Below are 25,813 nucleotides of genomic sequence, written 5' to 3'. Positions count from 1 at the left end.
CGGTCGGCCACGCGGTCCTCATTCACCGGGCCCACTTGGTGACCGTAACCCGGGTGCCCTTGCCCGGTCCGGTGTCGATGTCGAACTCGTCGACCAGCCGGCGGGCGCCGCTCAACCCCAACCCGAGGCCGCCACCGGTGGTGTAGCCGTCGGTGAGCGCCAGGTCGAGATCGGCGATCCCCGGGCCGGAGTCGGCGAAGACGATCCGCACCCCCCGGCGGAGCCCGTTGTCCACGGTCGCCACCTCGACGAGGCCGCCCCCGCCGTAGACCAGGGTGTTGCGGGCCAGCTCACTGGCCGCGGTGACCAGCTTCGTCTGGTCGACCAGCGACAGCTTCGCGGCCACCGCCACCGTACGCACCAGCTGCCGGACGCGCACGACGTCCTCGTCGCTGCGGATCGCCTGCGCCTGCGGTTGGCCCAGGTCGATGCTGGCGGTCATGGTGACGCCGTCGTCTCGGCGTCGCCCTCGTCGTCGGACTCGCCGTCCGCTTCACGATCGTCGGCCCGCGCGGCGGCGATCAGCTCCATGCCCCGCTCCACGTTCAGCGCGGTCCGGATGCCGTTGAGCGACAGGCCCAGCTCGACCAGGGTGATGGCCACGGCCGGGCGCATGCCGACCACGACGGTCTCGGCGTCGAGCACCTTGGAGATCGAGGCGATGGTCGAGAGCATCCGCCCGACGAACGAGTCGACGATGTCGAGCGCCGTGATGTCGATGATCACGCCGTGGCTGCCGGTCGCCACGATCCGCTCGGCCAGGTCCTCCTGGAGCTGGAGCGCCGTCTGGTCGGACATGTCGACCTGGATCGAGACCAGCAGGATGTCGCCGATCTTGAGGATCGGCACGCGTTCCATCAGGACTCCCGGCGCGACTGGCGCCGCGTCGTCTCGACACCCGAGAGACGCAGCACGTGACGCAGCGCGTCCGCGAGGCTCGCCTTGGTGGCGATGTCGCCGAACTCGATGCCGAGCGCCACGATGGTCTGCGCGATCTGCGGTCGGATGCCGGAGATGATGCAGTCGGCGCCCATCAGCCGGGCGGCCACCACGGTCTTCAGGATGTGCTGGGCGACCTGGGTGTCCACCGCCGGCACGCCGGTGATGTCGATGATCGCGTACGGGGAGCTGGTGTCGACCAGCGTCTGGAGCAGCCGCTCCATCACCACCTGGGCCCGCGCCGAGTCGAGGGTGCCGACCAGCGGCACGGCGACGACGCCCTCCCAGAGCTTGACCACCGGCGTGGAGAGCTCCAACAGCTGCTCGGCCTGGTCGGCGATCAGGCTCTCGCGGGTGCGGACGTAGCTCTCGAAGGTGAACAGGCCCATCTGGTCGACCAGGCCGGAGAACGCGACGTAGTCGCGGAGGGTGCCCTCCCCACCCTGCTTCTCCAGCAGCTCCAGGAGCACGTCCTTGAGGGCGAAGACGCTGATCGCCGTCTCGGTGGCGGAGAAGCCCTGGCGGGCACGGCCGCGGGACAGCTCGGCGAGCACCGCGCGCAGCTCGGCGGCGTGCTCGGCCTCGAAGTCGATGGCGCCCTGCTCGCCCGCGGTGACCAGGGCCCGGTGCAGTTCCTGGAGCTGACGCCGCAGCTCGGCCTGGCTCAGGCGGCCACGCAGGGACGCCGCGACGGCCTCGGTCCAGCGCTTCGTGACCTGCTCGGCGTGATCGCTCAGCAGGGCCGCGAACCGGCCGCTCTCCTCGGCGCTCAACGCCATCTCCGAACCCCCCTCGACCTGGACGGGGCGGACTCTATCACCGGGTACCCGTCAACTACTTGCCACGGAGCAACGGAAATGACGAGGACCACCGGATGACCGCTCCCGTTCTGCGTACGAGCCGGATCGTGGGATACCGTTCCACCGATAACAGGAGGTCTGGCGAATGTCCTTGACGGTGCACACGGAACAACGCGGCGACATGGTCGTCGTGTCGGTCGCGGGCGAGCTGGACATGGCGACCGCACCGCAGCTCCAGGACCAGATCACCGACCTGCTCGACAAGGGGCGCAGCCGCCTGGTGTTCGACCTGGCGGAGGTCTCGTTCTGCGACTCCACCGGGCTGTCGGTGTTCGTACGGGCCAAGAACAGCTGCGACGAGGCGGGTGGCGTGGTGCGGCTGGCCGCGCCGCAGCGGGGTGTCCTGCGGATCCTCGAGGTCAGCGGCCTGGTCGAGGTGCTCCAGACGTACCCGACGGTCGAGCAGGCGGTCGCCGGCGACCCGACTCCCGCCTCCTCCTGACCGTCTCCGATCACTGCTCGTCCTCGATGTGGCGGGGACGAGCGATCACCATGCCCGAGGCCGTCTGCGCGGCGAGCGCGACCGCCAGGAAGCCGATCGGCACCGTCCAGCCACCGGTCGCCTGGTAGAGCACGCCGACCAGCAGCGGCCCGATGGCCGCGATCAGGTAGCCGGTGCTCTGGGTGAACGCGGAGAGCGCCACCGTCCCCTCCGTCGTGCGGGCCCGCAGCCCGATGACCGCCAGCGCGAGCGGGAACGCGCTCTGCCCGATGGCGAGCAGCACCACCCACAGCACGGCCCCACGGTGCGGCGCCAGTGCCACCCCGAGGTAGGCGATCGCCATCGCGGCGGAGAGCGTCAGCACGAGCGGCTGTAGCGAGCGCAGCCGGGCGGCGAAGGTCGGCATGAGCAGCGCGATCGGCACGCCCAGGGCGGTCACACCGGCGAGCAGCAGCCCGGCCTCCTGCGGGTGGAAGCCGGCGTCGCGGAAGAGCTGGGCCAGCCAGCCCATGATCGCGTACGCGCTCAGCGACTGGGTGCCGAAGTAGATCGCCATGGCCCAGCCGAGCCGCGTGCGCCCCGGACGGATCCGCGCCCCGGCGGCTCCGGTCGCCGCCGCAGTCGTGGTGGCGGCCCGCCGGGCCGCGCGGTCCCGCAGTGCCAGCGGCAGCCACGGGAGTACGGCCAGCGCGGCCAGCCCGGCCCAGACGGCGAGCCCGGCCCGCCAGGAGCCGAGCAGGTGGGCGATCGGCACGGTCGTCGCGGCGGCGGTCGCCGCACCGGTGGTGAGCGTCATCGAGTACGCGCCGGTGACCAGCCCGATCCGGTGCGGGAAGTACTGCTTCACGAGCAGCGGCAGCAGCACGTTCGCCACCGCGACCCCGGCCAGGGCGAGGGCGCTGCCGATGAGGAAGACCGCCGTGGAGGCGGTGCCGACCCGGACCAGTTGCCCGGCGGCGAGCAGGCCCATCGCGGCGACGAGGAGCCGGGCGGGCGGGTGTCGCCGGACCAGCCGGGGGGTGAGCGCGCCGAAGACGCCGAAGGCGACGGCGGGCAGGGTGGTGACGACGCCGGCCATCGCCCCGGAGAGCCCCATGCCGTCGCGGACCTCGTCGAGCAGGGCGCCGAGGCTGGTGATCGCGGCGCGCAGGTTGAGCGCCACGAGCAGCATCCCGACCAGCACCAGGGCGGCGCCGGCGACCGGGCGGGTCGGGGCGGCCGGAGCCTCGCCGGGGCCGATCGCCGGGCTGGCGGCGGGAGCGAGGGTCGGGCCAGCGGTGCCCGTCGGTGGCGGAGTCATGCCCTCGAACCTACAATCATGGGATGAATTCTGGACCGGTGTTGTAACCAGTGCCACGGTCAGCAGATTCCCCGGCCGTGCCCCCGCGCGGGCAGCGGATCCGGGAGACGATCACCCAGCTCAGGGGGCGGATCCTCGCGGGTGAGTGGCCGGTCGGCAGCCGGATCCCCACCGAGCCGCAACTGGTCGCGGCGCTCGGCGTCGGCCGCAACACGGTCCGGGAGGCGGTCCGGGCGCTGCAGCACGCCGGGGTGCTGGAGTGCCGGCAGGGCTCCGGGACGTACGTGATCTCCACCGACGAGCTCGCCCCCGTGGTGGCCCGCCGGCTCACCGACGACCGCATGGCCGAGGTGATCGAGGTGCGCCGCGCCTTCGAGGTGGAGGCGGCCCGGCTCGCCGCGTTGAGGCGTACGCCCGCGGACCTGACGGCCCTCGACGGCGCGCTCGCCGACCGCGAGGCGGCGTGGCGGGGTGGCCGGTCCGAGGAGTTCGTGGAGGCCGACGCGGCGCTCCACACGACGATCGTGGCGGCGGCGCACAACGCGATGCTCGCCGAGCTGTACGCCTCGGTGGGCACCGCGATGCGCAGCGCCCTCGCGCAGGCGACGGAGGGGATGGCGCCGGAGCGCTACATCGACCACTCCCGACTCGTGGACGCGATCCGGGCAGGTGATCCGGAGCGGGCGGCCCGCGAGGCCGGGGCTTTTCTGGAGCTCCAGCCCGGGGCATAGGTTGTCCCGGACGGAAAACCGGACAGCACGGGAGTGCGAATGCTCAAGGGCTTCAAAGACTTCATCATGCGCGGCAACGTCGTCGACCTGGCGGTCGGCGTCGTCATCGGTGCCGCGTTCACGGGCGTGGTCACCGCTTTCACGAACTCGTTCCTCCAGCCGCTGATCAAGCTGGTCGGCGCAAGCCCGGCGGGCCCCGGCGCCCGGGTGAAGCTGGGCACGCAGAACTACATCGAGTGGGGGCAGTTCCTCAACGCCCTGATCACGTTCCTGCTGACTGCTGCGGTCCTCTACTTCCTCGTCGTCTACCCGATGAACAAGCTGGCCGAGCGGCGGCGCCGGGGCGAGGAGCCGCCGCCAGCGGCGCCCAGCGAGGAGGTCAAGCTGCTCACCGAGATCCGCGACGCGCTCGTGGCGGCGGGTCACCGGACGCCGGCGCAGCAGCGCGGCGCGCTCAACGACGTGCTCGGCCGGAACGAACCGCCCACCGCGCGCTGAACCCGGCACCGGCACATCGGCCCCTGTGGGAATCCCGCAGGGGCCGCACATTCTCGTACGTGTGTTCGATAGAGTCCGCGCATGGAGCAGCGGAAGCACTGGTGGAACGGGAAATGGGGGCGGCTTGCGCGGCGGGACGTGTTCCTCCGCGTGGACGGCGACCGGTGGCACGTCGAGCAGCGGGCCGGTGGCGCCGAGGGAATCTCCCGTTTCTACGAGTACGACAGTGTCGACGAGGCCGAGGACACGGTCCGGGCGCTGCTCGAGGGCACGGAGCGCTGGCGCGAGCTGTCGCCGCGACCGCCGAGCGCCTGGCGCCCGTCGGGCGAGTGACCATGCGCCTGGCGCCCCCGCCCGGCGAGTGACCGTGCCGCGGGCGCCCGCTGGGAGAGTGGCCGTGCGCGCGGCGCCCGCTGGGCGAGTGACCGTGCGGCGGGCGCCCGCCGGACGAGTGACCGTGCGGCGGGCGCCCGCTGGACGGGTGGTCCGGGGCGGGAGGCGTTTAGCGGCGCGCCGCCCCGGGAACCGCGACGGAATGAGTCACCAGGGCGGCCAGCAGACCATTTCGCGGATCACCACGGGGATGCCGGTGTTCGACGCCGACGGCATCGAGGTCGGCACGGTGGATCTCGTCCAGCGGGGTGACCCGAACGCCGTCACGGTCGAGGCGCCCAACGCCGATCCGGGCAGCAGCCTGGACGAGCTGATCGAGTCGACCGCCGTCGAGGAGCCGGACGTCCCGGCCGACCTGGCGGCCCGCCTGCTCCACTCCGGCTACCTGAAGGTCAGCACGGAGCTCACCGCCACCGGCGCGGTCTACGTGCCCGCCGACTGGATCGCCACCGTCACCGACGGCCGGGTACGCCTCGACGTGCCCGCCGCCGACCTGCCCTCGGAGGAGTAGGAGCGGCGCCGCACCCGTGTCGCGGAGGCCGTCGACCTGGCACTCAAAGGGCGGCGCCACACCCCTGTCCCGGATGCCGCCGACCTGCCCTCGGAGGAGTAGGAGCGGCACCGCACCCGTGTCGCGGAGACCGTCGACCGACCTGGCCCGCAAAGGGCGGCGCCACACCCTGTCGCAGAGGCCGTCGACCTGGCCCTCAGAAAGCGGCGCCACAGCCCTGGCGCGGAGGCTGTCGAGCTGCCCCAGAAATGGGGCGCTGCGACTCGCGGGACAGGCCGACTCGCGGGACAGGCCGCCGGGCGACCCGCACGCCCGCCCGGCACCGCAGGTCGGCGGATCAGCCCGCCCCAGATCTGGGGCAGCTCGACAGGGCCCACAGCACCATCCCAGACCGGCGCGGATGCCGGCGCAGCGCGGCGCCTGGGCCCCGGCCTCTTCACCGCGCCGGGTGCCGGACTGCGGCCGGCTCACGCCCAGGCTCGCGCGCCGGCCCGGGTTCCGGCTCGCGCGCCGGCTCGGGTTCCGGCTCGGGCTCCGGCTCACGCCCCGGCTCGCGCGCTGACGCGCCCAGAGGCCCCGAGTCCGGCGTCGGGGCGGGTGTGCCGCGCCGGCGCTGGCGCAGGAGCAGCAGCATCAGGCAGCCGGCGACCAGGCCCCAGAAGGCGCCGCCCACGCCCACCAGGGTGACGCCGGAGGCGGTGACCACGAACGTGACCACGGCGGCCTCACGGCCCTCGGGCTCGGCCACCGCCGAGCTGAGCGCCGTGGCCAGCGCGCCGAGCAACGCGAGCCCGGCGACCGCCTCGATCAGCACCGGCGGCGCGATCGCCACCAGCGCGGTGGCCGCTCCGGCGCCCAGCCCGAGCAGGGCGAGCCCCGCCCCGGCGGTCACCGAGGCGATCCACCGGCGCTCCGGATCGGGGTGGGCGTCCGGGCCGGCGGCCAGCGCCGCGGTGATCGCGGCGAGGTTCACCGCGTGCCCACCCGCCGGGGCGGCCAGCAGGCCGGCCATGCCGGTGGCCCGCAGCGCCGCGGTGAACGGCGGCCGGTAGCCGTAGCCGACGAGCACCGCCATCCCGGGCACGTTCTGCGCGGCCATGGTGACCAGGAAGAGGGGCAGCGCGAGTCCGATCAGGACCGACGCGTTCCAGCTCGGCGGCGTCAGCTCGAACACCGGACGCAGCCCCACCGTCCCGAGCCCGGCGCCGGCGGAGGTCGACGCGAGCGCCACCACCGCGACCACCAGCGCACCGGGCACCGCCCACGCGCGGGCGAACCGGTACAGCAGCAGCCAGGCGACCACCACCGGCCCGGCCAGCCGGGGCACCTCGACCAGGGCGCGCACCGGCGCGACGCAGAGCGGCAGCAGCACACCCGCGAGCATCGCGCCGGCGACCGGCTTCGGGATGGCCGCCACCGCCCGCCCCAGCGGCGGGACCAGACCGGCCGCCACGATCAGCAGCCCGGAGACGAGGAACGCGCCCACGGCCGCGGGCCAGCCTCCCGGCACCGGCCCCGTCGCCACCAGCAGCGCCGCCCCCGGGGTCGACCAGGCGACGCTCATCGGCAGCCGGTACCGCAACCCCAGCCAGGCGGCGGCGAGGCCCGACGCCACGCAGAGCGCGAGCAGCCCGGAGGCCGCCTGCGTCGGGTCGGCGCCGACCGCCCGCAGGCCGGCCAGCACCACCGTGAACGAACTGGCGAAGCCGACGAGCGCGGTCACCACACCCGCCAGCACCGGTTGGAGCCGTCCCGCCATGCCGAGCCTCCCGAGGTGTTCCGTTTACGGAACGATGGTCTGTAGCACCATAGCGGGGTGTCCCAGCCATCACCAGGCCGCCGCCCCCTCGACGCCGACCCGAGCGTGATCGGCGCCCGCGTCCGCGCGCTGCGCGAGGAGCGGGGCATCTCGCTCTCCGCCCTGGCCCGGCTCGCGAACGTCGGCAAGGCGACCCTCTCCGGCCTGGAGAACGGCACCCGCAACCCGACGCTGGAGACGCTCTACGCCGTCACCGCCCACCTCGGCGTGCCGCTGACCGCCGTGCTCGCCGAGCCGGCCGCGTCGCCCACCGTGCGCGGTGCCGCGGTGCGCGCCACCGTGCTCGAGGTGTTCACCGACTCCGACGCGACCTACGAGCTGTACCGGATGCGGGTCAGTCCCGGTCCGGGGCAGCTCTCACCGGCTCACCAGCCCGGCGTCACCGAGCACGTCACGGTCTTCTCGGGAGTGCTGCGCGCCGGCCCGGTGGACGCGCCGCTCACCGCCGCGGCCGGCGGTTACCTGCGCTGGGTCTCCGACGTGCCGCACAGCTACGCGGCGGTCGGCGACGAGGAGGTGACCGCCAGCCTGCTGCTGCGCTACCCGCGTCGCTGACCGACCCCATCAACCACCCGCACACGGCGCACCGCCCGGCGAACACACCCCGCGCGGCCGGACGCAGCCGTGTCAGCCCTCGACGGGGGCGGGCACGGGGAGCCGCTGCTGCACGGCCCAGAGCGCGACCTCGGTCCGGGACGCCGCCCCGGTCTTCCGCAGCAGGTTGGACACGTGCACGGTGACCGTACGCACCGAGATGCCGAGCGCCTTCGCGACCTGCTTGTTCGACATCCCCGCGACGAGGCAGCCGAGCACCTCGATCTCCCGGGCGGTCAGCTCCGCCTCGTCGGTGTTCGGCGGGCCCGCCGGGCGGGGTGCGCGGGAGGGACGACGGGACGCCGTGGCACGGGCCGGCAGGCGCGCACCGGGAGGCGCCGGCACCGGCCGCACCAGTGCCTCCGGCGGTTGGCCGGTGTGCGCGGCGAGCAGCTCGGTGAGCGCGAACGGGTTGCCGCCCGTACGCCGCCAGACGGCGGTCACGAGGCGGCCCGAAGGGCGCGACCCGGCGTACACCTGGGTCAGCACCTCGGCGACCTCGGCCGGCCGCAGCGGCCCGAGGTGCTGGCGGACCGCGCCGCGTACGCCGCAGAGCCGGGACAGCGCGCGGACCGCGAGGTCCGGCGCCAGCGCCTCCTCGGCGGGGCGGGTGGCCACCACCAGCAGGACGGGCAGCTCGGCGGCGGTGGCCAGCTCGCCGACCAGATTGAGGCTCGCCGGGTCGAGCGCGTGCAGGTCCTCCACCACGAGCACGGCGGGGCCGCCGCCGACCAGGAGGCGGACCGTCCGCACGGCGAGGCGCAGCAGGGCACCCGGCGCGTACCGCTCGCGCGGCGCGGTGGGGTGCTGGGCCAACCAGGCCAGCGCGTCGGGCGGCAGGTCGAGGTGGCTGGTGTCCCGATCGCTGAGCACCGCGGCGAGCCAGTCGTAGGGAGCGGGGCTGTGCACCCGGGCCGTGCCGGAGAGGACCACCGCCGGGCGCGGCGTGAAGGCGTCCAGGGCGGCGGAGACCAGCAGGCTCTTGCCCACGCCGGCGCCGCCGCTGATCACCACGACGCTCGGCGCCGCCCGCCGACCGCTCACCACGGTGGACCACGCCCGGTCGAGCTCCGCCAGCTCAGGGGCGCGCCCGACCATGGACACCGGCATCATTCTCCAACCCTACGCAGTAGTGCGTAGAGACGCGGGTGGGGTCTTCTTGGCAAGCTAAGGTCATGACGCTGATCCTCCGCTCGGCCATCCTCAACGACATCGGTCTGGTCCGGACCAACAACGAGGACTCCGCCCTCGCCGGTGACCGGCTCGTCGCCGTCGCGGACGGCATGGGCGGCCTGCCCGCGGGGGAGGTGGCGAGCGAGATCGTCATCCGGATCCTGGACGAGCTGGTGCCGCCGACCGAGCCGGAGGCCGCCGCGGACGCGCTGCGGGCCGTGGTGAGCACCGCCAACCAGCGCATCCACGCCGCCATCACCGTCGACCCGGCCCGCGACGGCATGGGTACGACGCTGACCGCCGCGCTGCTGGCCGGCGAGACGCTGGTGCTGGCCCAGGTCGGTGACTCACGCTGCTACCTGCTGCGCGACAACAAGCTGATGCAGCTCACCCGGGACGACACGTTCGTGCAGGCGCTGGTCGACCAGGGGGCGCTCTCCGCCGAGCAGGCCCGGCACCACCCGCAGCGGTCCCTGGTGACCCGGGCGGTGCAGGGCGGTGACAGCCAGCCGACGATCGGCACCCTCACCGTCCGCGCGGGCGACCGGCTGCTGTTGTGCAGCGACGGGCTCTCCGACTACGTGGAGGACGAGGCGATCGCGGTGGCGCTCGGCGCGTACGGCGATCGTCAGCTCTGCGGCGAGCAGCTCGTGAAGCTCGCCCACCAGGCCGGCGCCCCGGACAACGTGACCGTGGTGGTCTCCGACGTCACCCTGGTCGCCTGATGGCGACCGTCCGCCGGGTCAGCTCGGAGGAGCGCCTGACGACGAGCTTCGCGCTGGGTGCGTACGCCTTCGAGGCGTCGCCGCGCAGCGCGCGCCGGGCCGAGGAGTTCCGCGGCTACCTGCCGTACCACGAGGGCAACCGCACCCTGATCGTCGAGGAGGACGGTGAAGCCCTCGCCGCCGCCACGGCCATCCCGATGCAGCAGAACCTGCGGGGCCGGGTGCTGCCGATGGCCGGCGTGGCCGGGGTGTCCAGCCATCCGCTGGCCCGCCGGCAGGGGTACGTCCGGACGCTGCTGCACCAGCTCCTCGACGAGATGCGCGACGAGGGGCACCCGCTGACCGCGCTCTACCCGTTCCGGCCCAGCTTCTACGAGCGGTTCGGCTACGTGGGGCTACCGAAGCCGCGGACGGCCACCTTCTCCCCCGCCGACCTGCACGCGCTGCTCCGCGCCGAGCTGCCCGGGGAGGTGCGCTGGGAGCGCATCGGCGCCGGCTACCCGGCCTGGCGCGGGTTCACCGAGCGCTGCCTGCGCGAGCGGCACGGGTTCGCGATCTTCCCCGACTACCGGGACGTCGGGCTGCGCGACCGGGACGAGCGGTGGCTGCTCACCGCCCGGGTCGACGGGGTGGTGACCGGCGCGGTGACGTACCGGATCGACGACCACGGCGGCGAGCTGGCCGCCGACGACCTGCTGGTCACCGACCCGCACGCCCGGGCGCTGCTGTTGCAGTTCTTCGCCCGGCACGTCGACCAGGTGGAGCGGGTGAGCGTCCAGCTGGCCGCCGACGAGCTGCCCGAGCTGTGGCTCACCGACCTGGCCGTGCACGTCGAGGCGCGGGTGGCCCGGCCGGGCGCGTCGGCGCCGATGGCCCGCCTGCTCACGCTGGACGCGCTGGCGGGGCTGCCCGCCGGTCCGGGGCGCGTACGGGTCGAGCTGACCGGTGACCGCTGGCTGGCGGGGGCGCACCTGCTCGACGGCACGACCGGCTCGCTGGAGCTGCTGGACGGCGCGACCGCCGCACCGGTGCCGGCGGCCACCCTCACGGCGGCGGGGCTGTCCGCGCTGGCGTACGGGGTGCTGGACCCGGTGGAGGTGCAGCTGCGCGGGCTCGGGGAGGTGCCGGCGGACGCGGCGGCCGAGCTGCGGCGGATCTTCCCGCGGCGGGTGCCGTACCTCTTCGCGGACTTCTAGGGCGCCTAGCATGCGGGGGTGCGCGCCAAGCCTGCCCTCGTGCTCCTCGCCGCCTGCCTCGTCGCCCTGCCCGGCTGCGGCTCGTCCGAGCCGGGCACGGCGGCCTCCGCACCCGCGTCCGCGTCGGCGCTGCCCAGCGGGGCGGACCAGCCGGCACCGACGGCCCGGGCCGGGCTCGGTGGCCCGGGTGCGAGCCCGTCGCCGTCCCGCCGGCCGGTGACGCTGCGGGCCGGCAACCCGAAGGGTGACGCGCCGGTGCCCGCCGAGGCGCGGGCGGTCGACACCTCCCGGCCGACCCGCACGATCGGCACCGGCACCCCGGCGAGCTGCACGTCGGCCGCGGTGGTGAAGGCGGTGGCGGCGGGCGGTGTCATCACGTTCGACTGCGGGCCGGAGCCGGTGACGATCCGGATGGCCGCCACGGCGAAGGTGCGCAACGCGAACGGGCCGAAGGTGGTGCTGGACGGCGGCGGCAAGGTCACCCTGAGCGGGCAGGGCCGGCGGCGGATCCTCTACATGAACACGTGTGACGCCGCGCAGGGCTGGACGACCTCGCACTGCCAGAACCAGGACCACCCGCAGCTCACCGTCCAGAACATCACCTTCGCCGACGGCAACTCGACGGGTGAGGAGGCCGAGGGGGGCGGCGGTGGGGCGATCTTCGTACGGGGTGGGCGGGTGAAGGTGGTCAACGCCCGCTTCGTGGGCAACCGCTGCGACCGGACCGGCCCCGACCTGGGTGGCGCCGCGCTGCGGGTGCTGAGCCAGTACGAGAACAGGCCGGTGTACGTGGTGAACAGCACCTTCGAGAGCGGCTCCTGCGCGAACGGCGGCGCGTTGAGCAGCATCGGCGTGTCGTGGACGGTGCTCAACAGTGTCTTCACCGGCAACTCGGCGGTCGGCAGGGGCGCCAACCCGGCGAAGGCCGGCACGCCGGGCGGCGGCAGCGGCGGGGCGATCTACTGCGACGGCAACACGTTCACCGTCCGGATCGCGGGCACGGTGATCGAGGGGAACCGGGCCAACGAGGGCGGCGGAGCGATCTTCTTCGTCAGCAACGACCGGACGGGCACGATGACGATCGAGGATTCGACGCTGCGCCGCAACCCGAGCGGCCAGTTCGAGACGCGCGGCTTTCCGGGGATCTTCTTCCTCGGCGCCCGTGACCCGTCCACTCCCGGCTCCCGCCTGAGCTGACCGCCCGGTCGTGGTCAGTAGGGGTTGGGGTGGCCGGTGAGGCGGCCCTTGAGCAGGCCGGCGGGGCGGCCGGGGAGGTCGGCGGCGCCGGACAGGGGCGGGCTGTCGGTGTGGGCGCGCGCGGCCATCCCCTCGAACAGCTCCCGCAGCGCCGTGACGGCGTCCACCTTCGGCTGCCAGCCCAGCTCCGTCTCGGCGCGTTCACTCGACAGCAGCGGCACGCTCAGCGCCAGCTGCACCCATCCGGCGTCGACGGGTTGCAGGCGCGCGTACCAGGTGAGTTTCGCCGCGACGCGCAGCAGCGGGGCGGCGACGGGCACGGTCCAGCCGTGGAAGTGCCGGGCCACCAGCTCCGGGGTCAGCACCGGGTCCGCGGCCAGGTTGAAGGCGCCGCGCGCGTCGCCCAGGACCGCCCGGGCGTACGCCTCGGCGACGTCGTCGGTGTGCACGGCCTGCATCCGCAGCCGGGGGTGGGTGGGCACGAGCGGGATCCGGCCGTAGCGGAGGAGTTGGACGGGCACCAGCGGCCCGAGGAAGTAGCGGCTGATCTCGGTGGCGGCGGCGCGCTGGAAGTTCAGGCCGGGCCGCATCCGCACCACCCGCAGCTGCGGGTGTTCGCGTTCGGCCCGGTCGAGCAGCTCCTCCACCTCGGCCTTGTCCCGGCTGTACGACGACTCGGGCACCCCGGTCGCCGGCCAGCGCTCGCTCACGGGGTGGTCCTTGGGGCCGGCCGCGTACGTGCCGACGGACGACGCGTACACCAGGGCCGGCACCTTGGCCCGGACCACCGCGTCGATCACGGCGCGGCTGCCGCCGACGTTGGTGCGGTGCAGGACCCGCTGGTCGTGGCTGGGCTGGATCTGCCAGGCCAGGTGCACGACCGCCCCGGCGCCGGCGAAGACCTCGGCGAGCTGGTCGGCCGCGCCCGGCAGGCCGACGTCGCAGGAGTGCCACTCCACCTGGTCGTACGGCTCCCCCGCGTCCGGGCCGGGCAGCCGGCGGGCCACCCCGGCCAGCTCCACGCCCCGCTCGCGCCGCAGCCGGCGCAACAGGGCCGTTCCGGCGTTGCCGCTCGCCCCGACCACCACGATCCGCATGCCGTGCCCGTACCCGCCCAGACCGCCCCTATACGTGCCGCCGCGTCCGGGGCGCGTGGCGTGCGAGGGGGGCCGGTCGGGTGATCCGGGTCAGGGCCGCGGGGCGTGCCGCACCCAGCCGTGCTTCTCGTCGCGGCGCCGGCCCTGGGTGGCGGCGAGGCAGCGCGGGCAGATCCACCGGACCGGGTCGGCCTCGGTGAGCACGTCGGTCGAGGAGTAGTCGAACCGTACGTGCGGGAAGCGGCGCAGCCGGGTGCGGCTCAGTTGCAGCCCGCACACGGTCTGGTTCTGCCCGGGCAGCCAGGCGTGCACCTCGCCGCCGGGCTCCCGTACGCCGTCGGGGCCGGTCTCCTCGCCGGAGGCCGCGACCGCCGGTGTGCTGCTCGCCCGCATGCCGGACCAGTTCCCCGGGCCGGTCGGTCCATGCCTGGCCGTGGGACGGGGCCCGCCCCGGCGGCCACGGGGGAAGCCGGTCCGGGGCGGGCGGCCAGGGGCGACCGGCGCGGGCGTCACGGGTCGCTGGTCCGGGCGGGGTGGCCCCCCGCGCCCGGATCACGAGCGCACGCCTTGAACGTCAGAGGATCCTCGACGGCGAGCACCGGCCGCAGGTGGTGGCGGTCCTCGATGAACCGGCGCTCCGGCGAACGGGTGGCGGATTCAGCGGCATCACGGCCGAACAGGTCGGGCATCTGATCGCGATGGCGGAGCTGCCCACCGTTCACGTGCATGTGAATCCCGAGGCGACCGGGCTGCACATCGGCCTGTCCGGCACCTTCGCGCTGGCTCGCTCACCGACGGCGGATGCGTCGGGCACCTGGTGAATCAGCTGGGCGGAGTTGTCGTCGACAGCAAGGATGATGTGGCTAGTCTGCTCCCGAAGTGGGGAGGGTGTGGGGAACTAAGCGCTCCCGCGTCGGCAGTCCGTCGACCTGATGAAGGAAGTGCAGAGCCAGCATGGACCTCAGTAACGCCACGTGGCGCAAGTCGAGCCGCAGCGGGTCGAGCGGTGGCAACTGCGTCGAGGTGGCCGACAGCCTGCCCGGAATCGTGGCCGTACGCGACTCGAAGGACCCGTCCGGCCCGGCCCTCACCTTCCCCGCCGCGGCCTGGCGCGCGTTCGTGGCCCAGGTCGCCGACCGGCCGTAGCCCCTCGCTCGTCCCGCCCGATGCTCCGCCGCCGGCCGCTCGTCGGCGGGGCCGAGGACGGAGGGCGACGCGGAAGCCAGGAGCCGCGCCGGGGCGAGGTCCGGTAACCTGGGCGCGCGGGCCGCTAGCTCAATGGCAGAGCTGTGGACTTTTAATCCATAGGTTCAGGGTTCGAGTCCCTGGCGGCCCACTCTCACCGCCGATGAGCTGCGGCAACGCCGAGAAAAGGTCAACGGGCACAACCAGGGCACAAACTAGCGCTGAACTTCGCTCGCGGGAGTGCCGTGCCGCTTGTTGTCGGCCTGCCGGAGAAGGGCGCCCACCACGCCGCGCGTCCGGTCCTTCGTGGGCAATTAGTGGACGTAAATCTCCAGGGTGATCCACAGCTAGGCGTGCCGCAGCGCCTTCTACACGTCCCGGGGCTCGAAGCCGTTGCTCATGAGCGTCGTGGCGAAGAAGCGGCGCAGGGAGTGGAAGGTGCCTTCCTTCGGCCAGCCGGTGGCCTCGCGCCAGCCTGCCCACAGTTCCGCCCAGTAGCGATCGTTAAGCAGCTTCCCCGGCTGCGAGGTGACCAGGACCGCCACGGCACGGATCATCCGCTCGCCGGCGGTGATGTCCGGCAGCTCGAACTCGACGGGTCCGATGTCGTCGAGGTGGGCGGCCAGCTTGTCGGCGACGACCTGATCCAGGTCGACGGTGCCACCCGACCCGCTTTTCCGGGAACAATGCGCCCCTGTCGCGGTCGGAGTAACGTCAGGTCTCGCTACGCTGCGCACGTGGCTGATTTGCCAGAGACGTGGTGCGTTCCGGTCGTACGTGCGGACTTCAGCGATGACGGTGTGTGGGAGCAGCTCAAGGACGAGATTGTCAGCCCCACGGAAGAGGGCTTCGTGGCCGGTGTCGAGTTCGTCGAGGACCGAGCACTGGTTGGAATCAGCGAGACGGCAATCGCAGCTGGCTATCCTCGCGCCTACCCCCGTCGGTACCGGCACCCGGTCGTGTTCGTCGTCGACACCGCCGCAGTCTCGCTGCCGGAGCATCCCGTGCTCGTCGTCAATCTGAACGAAAGGGACGAGACAGGTCCGTTCAGGACCCTGCCACGGCAGGTCCAGGCGATCGAGAACAACCTGTCGATCGCGAATATGGACTTCTTTGAGTTCGCGCGGTCGGCAGGTCCGGACGGCGTCTTCCGGGGCTTCTAAGCGCAACGCAGGCCGGCATATCGCCCGCGCTCAAGAGCACTGATCTATCGCGAGTCGCGTGGTTGCCGGCTCGCGGGCATGTCTAGCGCCTTCCGAGGCCACGACGTCAAGCATCACCCGCCGCAGGACCCCGGCCGGCAGCCGGCGTGCCTGGTCTGAGTACCTGCGTGACACATCAGTCTCGGGACGTGGGTGACACTTCCGGCTAGACGATCTTGATTCTCTGCCCCTGTTGTTCGGTCTGACTCGTATAGATGCTGCTCAAGGTCGTGGAGATGTCGTAGAACTCGGTCTTTGGCCGGGTGGTGTTTCGGGTGCGCCTTTCCAGGTGACGTGGATGAGTGCCCACCGCCCGCCTGGAAGTTCGACGACGATGTCGTCCGAGGCCTCGGACTGCGATGCGACGGCGCCCAGCGTCGGGCGATCTCCGCGAGACGGGCGACCCCGCGGGGCTCACGCGGCGACTAATGTATCGACATGAACGAAGCGTCCGGGAGCGACGGGTACGAGGCCGAGGACAGGCCGGTGCGGCCCTGGCCGGAGGCGACCGTCGCGGGAGACTGGTCCGTCCTCGCCGCGATCGCGGCCGCTGTCGCAGGTCTGCTCATCTGGCGTCGACGGAGGCGACGCGGCTAGCAGCGGGACGGCGGCTTCCTTCCGAGAGGCCACCTGTCGGCCCCGATGTTGCGTACGCCGGCCCGTCACGGCGGGCGGGGAGAAGAGAAACCGTCCGCCCGGCCATGCCGCTTTCGCTGGAGAACCGGTATCCGCCTCGCGATGAGGACGCGCCCGTCCGGCTCGACCATCGGCCGTCGTCGGAGATGCCACGGGTCGACGACGCGTACCGGTGTTGACACCGACAGCCGAAGGCCGGGGTCGGCAGCGCCGGCGGCCGGAGTAACGGAGATCAGGGTGTGTAGCCGGGCGCGGCGACGGTCTCGGCGATGCGGGTCAGCCAGTGCAGGTCGTTGGCGCGGGATTCCGGACTGGCCTCGGGGTCGAGGATGCCGCCCAGGAACGCGGCCACGTCGTCGAGGTGCCACTCGCTGCGGTAGTAGCTCAGCAGGGCCTGGTCCGGTTCCGGCGGCCCGTAGCCGCGACGGAAGAGCGCGGCGCGGTGCGCGTCGATCGGGTGGTCGCCGAAGTCACGGCTGTAGACGAACATCAGGTCCCGCTCGCGCGGCGCGAGGATCGGCGCGTCCCAATCCACGACGTGCAGGGGGCCGTCGCCGTCGGCGATCAGGTTGCCGGGGTGGATGTCGGCGTGGCAGATGACGTGGGGCGCCTGCGTCACGCGGGAGGCGAGGTCGTCGACCGTCTCCGACAGCCGGTGCAGGGCGGCTCCGTACCTGCTCCAGAACGCGCCGAGCACGTCGCTCACCGCGGCCTGTCCGCCGAGGGTACGCAGCCGCGCGCCCGCGTTCGACCGGTAGGTCTCGAACCTGTGGCCGGCTCCCCCGTCCGGCGGGTCGATGGGCGCCCCCGGCGGGCCACGCGCGGGCCCGGCGGCGACGGGGCCTGGGGCGTGCACATCGCGTCCCCCTCGATTGCTCCTTTGGGATAGCGTGTCGTCCGCCTGTCTGGGGGCGGTCCCAGAGTCCTTCATGGAAAGAAGCTGTCGCGTGTCAGTTTGGAAGAGGACCACGATCGTGGCGGTCGGCGCGCTCACCGCGATCACGGTGAGCGCCTGCGGCTCCCAGCCCGGGTCGTCGCAGGAGCCGAAGCAGCCCACGGTGCTGGAGCTGCTCGCCAGCGACCTGAAGGGCTCGCTGCAGAAGACGGTCGACGCCACCGCCAGGAGCGAATCGGCGACCGTGGCGGTGCAGGGCACGACGGCCGGCCAGAAGCTCTCGATGCAGGGTGTGCTGGACCTGGGTGACCCGTTCAAGGCCGAGATGGCGGGCACCGGCCCAGGCGGCACCCCGATCACCATGCGGATCGTCGGCAGCGCCGTCTACGCGGAGATCCCGGAGGCGGACCGCGCCGGCGTCGGCGGCAAGCGCTGGATGAAGCTCGACCTGTCCACCGTCGGCGCGGCGGCGGGGATGGACTTCTCCAAGCAGTTCGAGGACGTCGACCCTGCCAAGCAGGTCAAGATGCTGCTCGACACCGAGGGGGTCCGGGTCGTCGGCGAGGAGACGGTCAACGGGGCGCCGACCGTGCACTACACGCTGACCACGCCCGTGCAGACCTACCTCGGGCAGGTCGACGCCGAGATGCGGGCCCAGGTCGAGCAGCAGCTGGCGAAGCAGGGCGTCACGGAGGTCACGATCGACCTGTGGGTCGACGAGCAGTACCGCCCGCGCCGCATGCACATGGTCATGGGCACGATGAGCGACCTGACGGTCGACTACACCGACTACGGCAAGGCGGTGACCATCGAGACCCCGCCCGCCGCGGAGACCGCCGACCTGGGCGAGATGTTGCAGGGCCTGGGGGATCTGACGGCAGGCGTCTGATCGGGGCCGTTCCCGCCCGGCCGGTGGCGCCCGCCGCCGGCCGGGCCGGGCTCCGGCGCACCCGCGGTCAGGCGGTCCACACCGGCTGGGCGGCGGCGAGCGCGGCGGCCTGGTAGGGCGTCAGCTCGGCGCCGTCGGCGACCACTTCCACCTGCCACTTCTCCCGCAGCGTGCTCCACAGCTTGGCGGTCAGGCCCGAGTGCGTCTTCAGCTCGTCCGCGCCCTCGGCGACGCGTACCACATACACCCAGGTCGGCCCGTCCGGCGCCCAGTCGAGCGGGCTTCGCCAGGCGCGGTGCAGGCGGTGGCCGCCGTGGCGCGGCGCCTCGCCGGCGAGCAGGCTGTCCGCCCGGCCGGGGTCGGGGGCGTCCGCCGGGCCGGTCCGGCTGAACTGGTACGCCGTGGCCGGCACCTCGTCGATGATGGGCACGTCGAGCAGGTCCGGGTTGTCCGGGTCGCTGAGGAAGGAGCGGATCAGCTCCTGCTCCTCGCGGGTGATGCCGACGTGCTGGAACGCCAGGCTGAGCAGGAGCGTGTCGTCGCCGATGGCCCACTCACCCGCGGCGTACTGGTCCCGCAGGGCGCTCAGCGGGTCGTCGGGCAGCCGCCCCGCGAGCCGGGCGCACACCTCGGTGATCGCCGCGTAGGTCTTCGCATCCATGACGCTCACTTCTTCTTGTAGTCGCCCAGCTCGGTCACCGTGACGTGCCCGTGCGCGTCCTGGACCACTCTGACGATCTTATTGCCCTTCGGACCCTCCCACGTCCAGCTGCCGTCGCCGCCGACGTCCGGGTGGCTGTAGCGGGGGGCGACGCCCACCGGCGTGCCCTTCGGGGCCGGGTTCGGCGCGGTCGGGTTGCTGATGACTCCCGGGTCGGACGGGTCGTTGGGGAAGGCGGTGCGGATCTCACCGTTGGCCAGCACGATCGTCTTGACCTCGACACCGTCGACCCGGCCCGTGTAGTCGTAGGCCCAGGTCGGATTGCCGTCGGCGTCCTTCGCCGGGTACGGGCCCTTCGCCGGCGGGCCCTGCTGGGTCACCTGGTGCGCGGCGTCGAGGATCTTCGCGTCGTCCCAGTCCTTCGGGAACTCCGTCTTCTTCGAGAAGCCGGTGCCCGCGCGGTGGCCGCCCTGTTTGCCGCCGTCGCCGTCGAGGATGTGCTCCCGGGACGCGTCGGTGTGGCGGATGTCGTCGGCCTTCGGCGGCGTCTTCGGGGCGCTGGACGGATCCAGCTTCTGGGGCTTCTTCGGGTTGGCGCTTCCCGGCCCGCCACCGCCGGGGCGGCCCTGTTGCGCCTGCGCCGCCACGGTCGCCTGGGCGGCACTGATGTTCGTCGGTACGTTGGTGGTGCCGCGCGGTCGCCCGGACGACCCGTTGCCGCCGTCACCGTCCCCGTGCGGGTGCGACGAGTTCCCGCCGCCGGGCGGGTTCTTGGGTTTCGCCATCGTCGGACTAGCCGTCCAGGAGTTTGGTGAGGTTGGTCAGGCTCGTGATCAGGGACATGACGTAGGTCAGGATGCGGCCGGCCCACTTCACGACGGCCGCGGCGATCTGTGCGGCGATCACCGGGATGGTGACCACGAAGATCGCCTCGACCGCCCACACGACGACGCGGGCGACCAGGTCGGCGATGAGGTCGCGCACGATGTCGCGGGTGAACATCACCAGGTTCCCGGCGGCCTGGGTGGCGGCGGCCATCGCGGCGGAGATCCCGCCGAGGCCGTTGATCGCCTCCACGTTGTGCTCCATGAGGCCGTGGTAGGCGTCCGCCGCCCGTCCCTGCCAGTGCGGCGTGTCCCCGTTGACGTACGACCGGAGGTCGGCGGCCATGCTCTGCAGCTCGACGGCCATGTTGTCCCAGGTGGCCGCGTGCGAGGCCACCACGTCCGGCATGCCGGTGAGCTCGTCGAGGATCTGTCGCAGCGGCTCGAAGTACTCCATGGCCCAGCCGAGCCCGTTGGCCAGCAGCGCGCTGAACGGATCCATCACGCTGGCCGCGGCCTCGACGCCGAAGGCGCCGCCCGCGATGAGGTCGTCGACCCAGCCCTCGCTGTGGATGGCGTCGACCAGGCCCTGGAAGCTGTCGGCCAGGGCCGCGCCGGTCCAGGGCTTGCGGGTCGACACGACGTCGGCGACCAGCGACGTGTCGGTCACGACGCTGCTCCCGCGAGCCCCCCGCCGGCCTTGCGGATCTCGGTGTCGGCGTCGGCGTCGGCGTTGTCGTAGTTGTCGGCGGTCGTCCGCAGCCCGGCGGCCACGAGCGACAGGTTCTCCTCCACGTACGCGATCAGCTCGTCCTGCCGCGTGTGCCGACCCTCCAGGATCGCGGGCATCCAGCTGCAGAGCAGCCCGTACGCCTCGTCGTTCCGGACGATGTGCGCGCTGGCGGCCTTGACCGCGTCGAACCGCCCCCGCAGGGCGTCGACGTTGCGGGCGTGCGCGCGGATCTGCTCCGCGTCGACCGCGAAACCGTCGGTCACCCGCGTCACCACCGGCCGTACTGGTCGTCGGAGCCGTCCCCGGCGGAGCCGGCGTCGCGCAGCTGCTGCCCGACACGCTCGGCGATCGCCCGTCCCGCGGCCGATTCGGTGCCCACCGTGTCGGCGATGATCTCCTGCGAGCGCTCGGCCAACTGCCGTTTCGCCTCGCGGATCGTCTCCATGATCGTCCTCGCCACGACGTCGGGCGCGAGCCGCTGGGTCCGCTGACTTAGCCGCAGGTCGACCAACCCGCCGGTGAAGTCGACCGTGACCTCCGCCAGCCCGTTGCCGTCGGCGACCGTGACGCGAAGCTCCTGGAGACGGTCGCTCATCGCCCTGGTGTCAGCCGCGAGCTGGTCGATCCGGCCCTTCCACGCCGCCAGACGGTCCACCGCGCCGTCCGGATCCAGCAAGCCTCCCGTGTCGGAAACGGCGGCCCCCATGTGTCCCCCGGTCGCTCACCATGATCATGCTCAGCCCGGGAAGACTAGCACCGCGTCCACGCCCACGACTACGCCCGACCGCCCCTCGGAGATCGACCGGGGCGAGTCTCGTCGGGCTCGACGCCCTGATCCCCGGATGAGCCGGCCCGCCGGGTCGCGCGTTCGTGACCCGCCACCAGCAGCAGGAACGCGGTGACCAGGCCGAGCGCGGCCAGGGCCGGCAGGAGGCGTCCCACCGGCAGCAGGAGCAGAGCGACGGCGACCGCGGCGAGCTGCGCCCGCGGCACCGATCGGACGGCGATCCAAAGGAAGAGCGGCCGGCCGGCCAGGTAGAGGGCGGCGCCGCCGTAGAGGGCGACCGTGGACACCCAGCTCAACGGTTCGCCGGCGAACCGGTCGGGCCCCTCGGCGGCCAGGTCCGCGACGACCTGTTCGACGCCGAGCGCCAGGTAGATGATGCCGACGATCAACAGCAGGTACGTCAGACCGTAGCCGTCGGAGGCGATCTGGTCGCGCTGTCGCGGCGCCGCCTGCTCGAAGGTACGGGCGGCGGCGGGCGCGACGTGCTCGAAGTACAGCCGCCAGAGGCACACCGTCGCGACGAACGCCAGCAGCGCCGCCACCAGCACCGGCGGGCGCGTGACCGCCGTCCCGGCGCCCACCCCCACGGAGATCAACGACTCGCCGAGGGCGATGATCAGCGCCAGGTTGTGCCGCTCGCTGAAGTGACTGGGGCTGCGCAGCCGCCAGCCACCGGCGAGGGCGAGCAGGGTCCGCTGGCCGCCGACGTCGACGATCAGCGACACCGTCCAGAGCAGGGTCTGCGTGTGCCCGCCGTACACCGCGCCGAGGACCAGCGGGATCCACGCGAGGACGATCGGTATCGCGAGCAGCCGCAGCCCGAGACGCACCTCCGGGTCGTGCCGGGCCACCCGGTAGTAGACGACGAGCTGCACCGCCCGCAGCACGATGTAGGCGGCGACCAGGATCAGCGGCGCCGCCATGGTGTCGGCGGGGGTGCGCCACGCGGCCGGGAGCACCAGCGCGGCCACGAAGAGTGCGGCCATCGCGAGCAGAGTGCCGCTGCGGACCAGCCCGACGTCGGCCCGCGCCTGGTTGCTCAACCAGGTGTACGACGCCCAGGCGAACCAGAGCAACAGGAGGAGGAGCAGACCTCGCCCCATGCTGGTGAACGTGGGCGGGTGCCCCATGAAGGCGATGATCCGGGTCAGCGCGAAGACGAAGACGAGATCGAAGAAGATCTCGAAGACGGTGGCGCGTTCGGTGCCGGCTCTGGTCGGTTCCGTCCGGGAGCGAAGGAAGCCCCGGACGGCCCGCCACCGGGGCGACGCCGACACCCGCGGATCCGGCGGTCAGGGGCAGCCGGCGGTGCCGGCCGCCGGGAGACGCTCGGTCATGGCCGTCGCCGTTCCCGCTCGACGGCGGGCCAAACCCGGCCCGGCCGGCACCGGCCCGGTGCTGCCGGTCCTCACGGTTGCGGGCCGTCGGCGCCCTGTTCCGTCCCGACGCGGTCCCGGCTGCGGCCGAGGGCGTCGATGGTGCCCCAGCGACCGGGGATGTCGAGCAGTTCGATGCGGCCCATCCCGGCCGGCACGTGGGGGTCGATGATGAGGTGCCCGTCGTGCGGTCGCAGCCCGAGCAGGACTCTGAGCAGCAGCAGGGGCGCCCCGGCCGACCACGCCTGGGGGCTGCACGCCGTGGGGTACTCGACGGGATAGTTGGTCTGGTCGCGCGGGAACCCGGCGAACGCCTCGGGGAGGCGGCCGTTGAAGTGCCGGGCGGCGGCGATGATCCCGGTCGCGATCCGGCCCGCCTCGTCGCGGAAGCCGTAGCGGGCCAACCCCCACGCGATGATGGAGTTGTCGAAGGGCCAGACGGTGCCGACGTGGTATCCGATCGGGTTGTACCTGCCCTCGGTGGTGGCGAGGGTGCGTACGCCCCAGCCGGAGAAGAGCGCCGGCCCCAGCAGGTGCCGCGCGACGGCGGGGGCGCGGGCCTCGTCGACTATGCCGCTCCACAGCAGGTGCCCGATGTTGGACGACAACGAGTCGACGTGGTTGCCGTCGCGGTCCAGGGCGAGGGCGTAGTACTCGTGCCGGGCTATCCAGAAGTCGCGGTTGAACCGTTCCTTCAGATCGGCGGCCTCGCGCTCCAGCCGGCCGGCGTAGCCGGGGTCCTGCCAGACCTGCCGGGCGAGCCGGGCGGCGCGCATCTTCGCGTCGTACGCGTAGCCCTGGAGTTCGCAGGTGGCCAGGGGATAACCGGGCAGCCGCCCGTCGTGGTAGGAGATGGCGTCGGGCGAGTCCTTCCAGCACTGGTTGAGCAGACCGGTCTTCGGGTTGCGCGTCTGGTAGTAGGTGTAGCCCGTGCCGAGCATGTTGCCGTAGATGTCGATCCAGTCGAGTGCCGCGCGGACCGGCACCTCCAGTTGCCGGACGAGGTCGACGTCGCCGGTCCAGCGTTCGTACTCGTCGAGCAGGATGACGAACAACGCGGTGGAGTCGGCGGAGCCGTAGTAGGGGGAGTGCGGTTGCTCCTCGAAACCGGCGAGCTCGCCGTAGCGCAGCTCGTGCAGGATCTTGCCGGGTTCCTCGTCGCGGAAGTCGTCCAACCGGCTGCCCTGGAGCGCGGCGAGCATCATGATGGTCGGCTTCACCACCCCCGGGATGAACGGCAGCGCCTGTAGGCAGGTGAAGATGCTGTCGCGGCCGAACAGCGTCATGAACCAGGGCAGGCCGGCGGCGACGAGCCGCATGCCCAGCGTGATCGACTCGTACCGGAGGGCCGCGAGGTCCCGGATGCCCTTCTGGTAGGCCAGGGACAGGGCTTCGCTGTCGCACCGCAGGCTGGGTGCCGAGGCCATGAACTGGCGTCGTTCGTCACGGATCTCCGGCACGGGCCGGTCGGGCCCGAGCGGCACGCTCTCGCGGAAGTCCCGGCCGTTGGCGCCGACGATCCGGGCCTTGGCCCGCAGCTGGGTCTGCCACTCGCCGTGCGGTTCGATGCGGACCGAGAACGCCATCCCCTCCTCGTCCACCTGGGCCTCGGCACTGGAGGTGATCACCACCTCGCGGAGGAACCGGTCGCGCCGGTAGCTGAAGCAGAGGGCTCCGCCGTCGGTGTCGACAGTCACGCCACCCCGCTTCCGCTGGGCGTTCTTGATCTCGAACAGGTCCGCGAAGTCGGCGCGCACCTCCACGCGTACGGTGATGTCGGCGGCTTCCGTGCTGTGGTTGAGCACGGTGAGGATCTCCTCGAAGCTGCCGTTGATGACCCGGTGCCGTTGGACGGAGATCTTCGCGTCCACGTAGTGGCTGGGCGCTCCCGGCACGAGGAAGTACGTCGTGCCGTAGGAACTCTCCTCGTCGACCGACAGGGCGTGCAACCGCTGCCCGTCGACGGTCAGGATCCAGGTGGAGAGGAAACGGGTGTCGAACGAGAACAACCCCATCGGGTATTCGAACGACTCCTCGATGTCGCCCCGGCCGTCGGAGACGACGAAGGTGTTCCCGTCCAGGATGCTGATCAGGTCCGGCACGGCCGGTCACTTCCGCCGTCGACCGATTCCCGGCCGACCGTGCGCGGGTCGCGAGCCCCCTCGGTGTCGGGGAAGAACCGCCGGAAGGCCAGGAACAACGCGACCTCGCCACTGACGGTCGCCTCGTTGCGCAGCACCGCCGCGATGCCCTGCGAGCGCCCGGCGACCAGGTCCACGAACAGGTCCAGATCGCTCTTCCACACGGCATCGGCTTCGGTGTTCTCCCGGGTGACCGCCACGGCTCCCGGCGCCATGGTCACGAGCCAGTGCTCGGTGGAGTGGCCGACGTCGAGGTCGATCCGCAGGGTGCCCCGCACCGGCCCGCGCAGGACCGTGGCGGCCTGGGACGGCAGCCGGTCGAAGAACCGGTCAATCGACTCGGACACAGGCAAATGGTATGTGTGCGAACCGCACCCTGGGCCGGAACCACCCGATGCGGCGTCAGGGCCCGTCGCAGGGCACACCCACACCCAGCCGCACCCGGGTCTCCTGACCGGACGACCGGATCACGAGCGGTACGCAGGCCGGCCGGGCCACCCAGGTGCCGCCCACGAACGAGCGCCAGGCGGTCCGCCCGACGTCCGACGGGCAGGCGTGCACCCGGGCGCGGACGGCCGGGGCGGCCGGGATGCCCCACCCGATGCGTGCCGCGTCCTCCGAGCCGGGTGCGACCCGGAGGTCCGCCACCACGCCGGCGCGCACGACCAGTCCCCACTTGGCGAAGAGGCGAGCCGCCGGGTCGGCCTCCCCGGACTCGGCCGCCTGGAGCACGGCGCGCGCCGGCACCGCCACGTCGTCGCCCGCGAGCCGGTAGCCGCTGGGCGGCTCCGGCAGCAGGTCGATGGACTGGGTGCACGGCGGTCGACCGTCGGTCGCGGGGGCCGAGGCGCCGTCGGCCGCCCGCGGCGAGGAGCCGGAGGGCGCGGGTGCGGCCGTTTCCCGCCCGCCGGAGCCGGGGGTGCAGGCCGACACGACGGCGAGGCAGACGATCAGCGGCGTCCACCGAAGGCTTCGAGCGTTCCGCACGTCGCACCTCCTGCCCCGGGGT

At 72.8% G+C, this 25,813-nt stretch carries 33 protein-coding genes and 1 tRNA gene; 15 read left to right on the top strand and 19 right to left on the bottom strand.

Features of this window, described 5'->3' with window-relative positions; all coding sequences use genetic code 11:
* Positions 1–22 precede the first annotated feature (22 nt).
* From SM573_RS14135 to SM573_RS14125, 3 genes are read right to left on the bottom strand one after another with little or no spacing between them, the layout of a single operon-like run.
* Entirely contained in the window at positions 23–442 is a 420-nt protein-coding gene (locus SM573_RS14135; protein ID WP_474612627.1) for an ATP-binding protein, read from the bottom strand.
* Complete coding sequence (locus SM573_RS14130; RefSeq protein WP_474612626.1) at positions 439–858, bottom strand: STAS domain-containing protein; 420 nt, start codon at positions 856–858, stop codon at positions 439–441. The genes SM573_RS14135 and SM573_RS14130 overlap by 4 nt, the downstream gene beginning before the upstream one ends.
* A complete protein-coding gene (locus tag SM573_RS14125; protein WP_474612625.1) occupies positions 858–1,718 on the bottom strand; it encodes an STAS domain-containing protein in 861 nt (286 codons plus the stop codon). Before SM573_RS14125 ends, SM573_RS14130 begins: the two co-directional genes overlap by 1 nt.
* Positions 1,719–1,884: 166 nt before the next feature.
* Here SM573_RS14125 and SM573_RS14120 point away from each other — a divergent pair, with 166 nt between their 5' ends.
* Positions 1,885–2,241: an STAS domain-containing protein gene (locus SM573_RS14120; protein ID WP_120779018.1), complete on the top strand. Its 357-nt coding sequence runs from the start codon at positions 1,885–1,887 to the stop codon at positions 2,239–2,241.
* 10 nt (positions 2,242–2,251) lie between these two features.
* On the opposite strand, the gene SM573_RS14115 is transcribed toward SM573_RS14120, so the two are convergent.
* Positions 2,252–3,541, bottom strand: a complete 1,290-nt coding sequence (locus SM573_RS14115; protein ID WP_474616254.1) for an MFS transporter — start codon at positions 3,539–3,541, stop codon at positions 2,252–2,254.
* Between the two features lie 50 nt (positions 3,542–3,591).
* Between SM573_RS14115 and SM573_RS14110 the strand changes: the two genes are divergently transcribed.
* From SM573_RS14110 to SM573_RS14095, 4 genes are all read left to right on the top strand, one after another.
* Positions 3,592–4,272: a FadR/GntR family transcriptional regulator gene (locus SM573_RS14110; RefSeq protein ID WP_474612623.1), complete on the top strand. Its 681-nt coding sequence runs from the start codon at positions 3,592–3,594 to the stop codon at positions 4,270–4,272.
* A 39-nt stretch (positions 4,273–4,311) separates the two neighbouring features.
* Entirely contained in the window at positions 4,312–4,770 is a 459-nt protein-coding gene (gene mscL, locus SM573_RS14105) for a large conductance mechanosensitive channel protein MscL (protein WP_474616253.1), read from the top strand.
* Positions 4,771–4,851: 81 nt separating this feature from the next.
* Complete coding sequence (locus SM573_RS14100) at positions 4,852–5,103, top strand: hypothetical protein (RefSeq protein ID WP_474612621.1); 252 nt, start codon at positions 4,852–4,854, stop codon at positions 5,101–5,103.
* Positions 5,104–5,305: 202 nt separating this feature from the next.
* Entirely contained in the window at positions 5,306–5,674 is a 369-nt protein-coding gene (locus SM573_RS14095) for a hypothetical protein (protein ID WP_474612620.1), read from the top strand.
* A gap of 436 nt (positions 5,675–6,110) precedes the next feature.
* Here SM573_RS14095 and SM573_RS14090 read toward each other — a convergent pair whose 3' ends face one another.
* Positions 6,111–7,433: a benzoate/H(+) symporter BenE family transporter gene (locus tag SM573_RS14090; RefSeq protein WP_474616252.1), complete on the bottom strand. Its 1,323-nt coding sequence runs from the start codon at positions 7,431–7,433 to the stop codon at positions 6,111–6,113.
* A 57-nt stretch (positions 7,434–7,490) separates the two neighbouring features.
* Between SM573_RS14090 and SM573_RS14085 the strand changes: the two genes are divergently transcribed.
* A complete protein-coding gene (locus SM573_RS14085; protein WP_474612618.1) occupies positions 7,491–8,048 on the top strand; it encodes a helix-turn-helix domain-containing protein in 558 nt (185 codons plus the stop codon).
* Positions 8,049–8,120: 72 nt separating this feature from the next.
* Here SM573_RS14085 and SM573_RS14080 read toward each other — a convergent pair whose 3' ends face one another.
* The gene (locus SM573_RS14080) at positions 8,121–9,200 is read right to left on the bottom strand and encodes a response regulator transcription factor (RefSeq protein ID WP_474612617.1); all 1,080 of its coding nucleotides are present in this window, start codon (positions 9,198–9,200) and stop codon (positions 8,121–8,123) included.
* A gap of 62 nt (positions 9,201–9,262) precedes the next feature.
* Here SM573_RS14080 and SM573_RS14075 point away from each other — a divergent pair, with 62 nt between their 5' ends.
* The 3 genes from SM573_RS14075 to SM573_RS14065 are packed head-to-tail and all read left to right on the top strand — an operon-like array spanning position 9,263 to position 12,378.
* A complete protein-coding gene (locus tag SM573_RS14075; RefSeq protein WP_474612616.1) occupies positions 9,263–9,985 on the top strand; it encodes a PP2C family protein-serine/threonine phosphatase in 723 nt (240 codons plus the stop codon).
* Positions 9,985–11,181 carry a GNAT family N-acetyltransferase gene (locus SM573_RS14070; RefSeq protein WP_474616251.1) on the top strand — a complete coding sequence of 399 codons (1,197 nt, stop codon included), beginning with the start codon at positions 9,985–9,987 and terminating at the stop codon, positions 11,179–11,181. The genes SM573_RS14075 and SM573_RS14070 overlap by 1 nt, the downstream gene beginning before the upstream one ends.
* An 18-nt stretch (positions 11,182–11,199) precedes the next feature.
* Positions 11,200–12,378, top strand: a complete 1,179-nt coding sequence (locus SM573_RS14065) for a hypothetical protein (protein WP_474616250.1) — start codon at positions 11,200–11,202, stop codon at positions 12,376–12,378.
* A 14-nt stretch (positions 12,379–12,392) separates the two neighbouring features.
* On the opposite strand, the gene SM573_RS14060 is transcribed toward SM573_RS14065, so the two are convergent.
* Together SM573_RS14060 and SM573_RS14055 are read right to left on the bottom strand one after the other, a co-directional pair.
* Positions 12,393–13,475: an NAD-dependent epimerase/dehydratase family protein gene (locus SM573_RS14060; RefSeq protein WP_474612613.1), complete on the bottom strand. Its 1,083-nt coding sequence runs from the start codon at positions 13,473–13,475 to the stop codon at positions 12,393–12,395.
* A 90-nt stretch (positions 13,476–13,565) separates the two neighbouring features.
* Positions 13,566–13,868 carry a hypothetical protein gene (locus SM573_RS14055; protein ID WP_474616249.1) on the bottom strand — a complete coding sequence of 101 codons (303 nt, stop codon included), beginning with the start codon at positions 13,866–13,868 and terminating at the stop codon, positions 13,566–13,568.
* 140 nt (positions 13,869–14,008) lie between these two features.
* Between SM573_RS14055 and SM573_RS14050 the strand changes: the two genes are divergently transcribed.
* The 3 genes from SM573_RS14050 to SM573_RS14040 all read left to right on the top strand — a co-directional run bounded on the left by SM573_RS14050 (position 14,009) and on the right by SM573_RS14040 (position 14,811).
* The gene (locus SM573_RS14050) at positions 14,009–14,296 is read left to right on the top strand and encodes a Scr1 family TA system antitoxin-like transcriptional regulator (protein WP_474616248.1); all 288 of its coding nucleotides are present in this window, start codon (positions 14,009–14,011) and stop codon (positions 14,294–14,296) included.
* Positions 14,297–14,429: 133 nt separating this feature from the next.
* Positions 14,430–14,621: a DUF397 domain-containing protein gene (locus SM573_RS14045; protein WP_474616247.1), complete on the top strand. Its 192-nt coding sequence runs from the start codon at positions 14,430–14,432 to the stop codon at positions 14,619–14,621.
* A 118-nt stretch (positions 14,622–14,739) separates the two neighbouring features.
* A tRNA-Lys gene (locus SM573_RS14040) sits at positions 14,740–14,811 on the top strand.
* Between the two features lie 217 nt (positions 14,812–15,028).
* Here the strand turns inward: SM573_RS14040 and SM573_RS14035 are convergent.
* Positions 15,029–15,397, bottom strand: a complete 369-nt coding sequence (locus SM573_RS14035; protein ID WP_474612602.1) for a hypothetical protein — start codon at positions 15,395–15,397, stop codon at positions 15,029–15,031.
* Here SM573_RS14035 and SM573_RS14030 point away from each other — a divergent pair, their 5' ends adjacent.
* Together SM573_RS14030 and SM573_RS14025 are read left to right on the top strand one after the other, a co-directional pair.
* Positions 15,398–15,823: a DUF6924 domain-containing protein gene (locus tag SM573_RS14030; RefSeq protein WP_474616246.1), complete on the top strand. Its 426-nt coding sequence runs from the start codon at positions 15,398–15,400 to the stop codon at positions 15,821–15,823.
* Between the two features lie 477 nt (positions 15,824–16,300).
* Entirely contained in the window at positions 16,301–16,459 is a 159-nt protein-coding gene (locus SM573_RS14025) for a hypothetical protein (protein ID WP_474616245.1), read from the top strand.
* Positions 16,460–16,730: 271 nt separating this feature from the next.
* Here SM573_RS14025 and SM573_RS14020 read toward each other — a convergent pair whose 3' ends face one another.
* Entirely contained in the window at positions 16,731–17,354 is a 624-nt protein-coding gene (locus SM573_RS14020; RefSeq protein WP_474616244.1) for a phosphotransferase family protein, read from the bottom strand.
* Between the two features lie 91 nt (positions 17,355–17,445).
* On the opposite strand from SM573_RS14020, the gene SM573_RS14015 reads away from it, so the two are divergent.
* Positions 17,446–18,282 carry an SCO4651 family lipoprotein gene (locus tag SM573_RS14015; protein ID WP_474616243.1) on the top strand — a complete coding sequence of 279 codons (837 nt, stop codon included), beginning with the start codon at positions 17,446–17,448 and terminating at the stop codon, positions 18,280–18,282.
* A 67-nt stretch (positions 18,283–18,349) separates the two neighbouring features.
* Here the strand turns inward: SM573_RS14015 and SM573_RS14010 are convergent, their stop codons facing one another.
* The 9 genes from SM573_RS14010 to SM573_RS13970 form a co-directional block, all read right to left on the bottom strand.
* Positions 18,350–18,943 carry a hypothetical protein gene (locus tag SM573_RS14010; protein ID WP_474616242.1) on the bottom strand — a complete coding sequence of 198 codons (594 nt, stop codon included), beginning with the start codon at positions 18,941–18,943 and terminating at the stop codon, positions 18,350–18,352.
* Between the two features lie 5 nt (positions 18,944–18,948).
* Positions 18,949–19,728 carry an EndoU domain-containing protein gene (locus SM573_RS14005; RefSeq protein WP_474612597.1) on the bottom strand — a complete coding sequence of 260 codons (780 nt, stop codon included), beginning with the start codon at positions 19,726–19,728 and terminating at the stop codon, positions 18,949–18,951.
* 7 nt (positions 19,729–19,735) lie between these two features.
* A complete protein-coding gene (locus SM573_RS14000) occupies positions 19,736–20,437 on the bottom strand; it encodes a WXG100 family type VII secretion target (RefSeq protein WP_474612596.1) in 702 nt (233 codons plus the stop codon).
* The gene (locus tag SM573_RS13995; RefSeq protein WP_474612595.1) at positions 20,434–20,763 is read right to left on the bottom strand and encodes a type VII secretion target; all 330 of its coding nucleotides are present in this window, start codon (positions 20,761–20,763) and stop codon (positions 20,434–20,436) included. Before SM573_RS13995 ends, SM573_RS14000 begins: the two co-directional genes overlap by 4 nt.
* A gap of 5 nt (positions 20,764–20,768) precedes the next feature.
* Positions 20,769–21,206: a YbaB/EbfC family nucleoid-associated protein gene (locus SM573_RS13990; protein ID WP_474612594.1), complete on the bottom strand. Its 438-nt coding sequence runs from the start codon at positions 21,204–21,206 to the stop codon at positions 20,769–20,771.
* A 68-nt stretch (positions 21,207–21,274) separates the two neighbouring features.
* Complete coding sequence (locus SM573_RS13985) at positions 21,275–22,564, bottom strand: low temperature requirement protein A (RefSeq protein ID WP_474616241.1); 1,290 nt, start codon at positions 22,562–22,564, stop codon at positions 21,275–21,277.
* 131 nt (positions 22,565–22,695) lie between these two features.
* On the bottom strand, positions 22,696–24,765 hold the full coding sequence (locus SM573_RS13980; RefSeq protein WP_474616240.1) for an amylo-alpha-1,6-glucosidase: 2,070 nt from the start codon (positions 24,763–24,765) through the stop codon (positions 22,696–22,698).
* The gene (locus SM573_RS13975) at positions 24,753–25,151 is read right to left on the bottom strand and encodes an SCP2 sterol-binding domain-containing protein (protein WP_474616239.1); all 399 of its coding nucleotides are present in this window, start codon (positions 25,149–25,151) and stop codon (positions 24,753–24,755) included. The genes SM573_RS13980 and SM573_RS13975 overlap by 13 nt, the downstream gene beginning before the upstream one ends.
* Before the next feature lie 55 nt (positions 25,152–25,206).
* Entirely contained in the window at positions 25,207–25,791 is a 585-nt protein-coding gene (locus SM573_RS13970) for a hypothetical protein (RefSeq protein ID WP_474616238.1), read from the bottom strand.
* Between the last annotated feature and the right edge of the window lie 22 nt (positions 25,792–25,813).

It is taken from the genome of Micromonospora xinjiangensis, from assembly GCF_056150165.1.
This window is presented reverse-complemented; position numbering and strand designations above follow the sequence as displayed.

Bases quoted from the DNA above. Each gene is read 5' to 3' on its own strand.
- SM573_RS14060 (WP_474612613.1), bottom strand. From the start codon at position 13,475: ATGCGGATCGTGGTGGTCGGGGCGAGCGGCAACGCCGGAACGGCCCTG.
- SM573_RS14010 (WP_474616242.1), bottom strand. From the start codon at position 18,943: ATGGATGCGAAGACCTACGCGGCGATCACCGAGGTGTGCGCCCGGCTC.
- SM573_RS14045 (WP_474616247.1), top strand. From the start codon at position 14,430: ATGGACCTCAGTAACGCCACGTGGCGCAAGTCGAGCCGCAGCGGGTCG.
- SM573_RS14115 (WP_474616254.1), bottom strand. From the start codon at position 3,541: ATGACTCCGCCACCGACGGGCACCGCTGGCCCGACCCTCGCTCCCGCC.
- SM573_RS14130 (WP_474612626.1), bottom strand. From the start codon at position 858: ATGGAACGCGTGCCGATCCTCAAGATCGGCGACATCCTGCTGGTCTCG.
- SM573_RS13990 (WP_474612594.1), bottom strand. From the start codon at position 21,206: ATGGGGGCCGCCGTTTCCGACACGGGAGGCTTGCTGGATCCGGACGGC.
- SM573_RS14095 (WP_474612620.1), top strand. From the start codon at position 5,306: ATGAGTCACCAGGGCGGCCAGCAGACCATTTCGCGGATCACCACGGGG.
- SM573_RS14025 (WP_474616245.1), top strand. From the start codon at position 16,301: ATGAACGAAGCGTCCGGGAGCGACGGGTACGAGGCCGAGGACAGGCCG.
- SM573_RS14125 (WP_474612625.1), bottom strand. From the start codon at position 1,718: ATGGCGTTGAGCGCCGAGGAGAGCGGCCGGTTCGCGGCCCTGCTGAGC.
- SM573_RS14120 (WP_120779018.1), top strand. From the start codon at position 1,885: ATGTCCTTGACGGTGCACACGGAACAACGCGGCGACATGGTCGTCGTG.
- SM573_RS14070 (WP_474616251.1), top strand. From the start codon at position 9,985: ATGGCGACCGTCCGCCGGGTCAGCTCGGAGGAGCGCCTGACGACGAGC.
- SM573_RS14080 (WP_474612617.1), bottom strand. From the start codon at position 9,200: ATGATGCCGGTGTCCATGGTCGGGCGCGCCCCTGAGCTGGCGGAGCTC.
- mscL (WP_474616253.1), top strand. From the start codon at position 4,312: ATGCTCAAGGGCTTCAAAGACTTCATCATGCGCGGCAACGTCGTCGAC.
- SM573_RS14055 (WP_474616249.1), bottom strand. From the start codon at position 13,868: ATGCGGGCGAGCAGCACACCGGCGGTCGCGGCCTCCGGCGAGGAGACC.
- SM573_RS14005 (WP_474612597.1), bottom strand. From the start codon at position 19,728: ATGGCGAAACCCAAGAACCCGCCCGGCGGCGGGAACTCGTCGCACCCG.
- SM573_RS14100 (WP_474612621.1), top strand. From the start codon at position 4,852: ATGGAGCAGCGGAAGCACTGGTGGAACGGGAAATGGGGGCGGCTTGCG.
- SM573_RS14075 (WP_474612616.1), top strand. From the start codon at position 9,263: ATGACGCTGATCCTCCGCTCGGCCATCCTCAACGACATCGGTCTGGTC.
- SM573_RS14135 (WP_474612627.1), bottom strand. From the start codon at position 442: ATGACCGCCAGCATCGACCTGGGCCAACCGCAGGCGCAGGCGATCCGC.
- SM573_RS14090 (WP_474616252.1), bottom strand. From the start codon at position 7,433: ATGGCGGGACGGCTCCAACCGGTGCTGGCGGGTGTGGTGACCGCGCTC.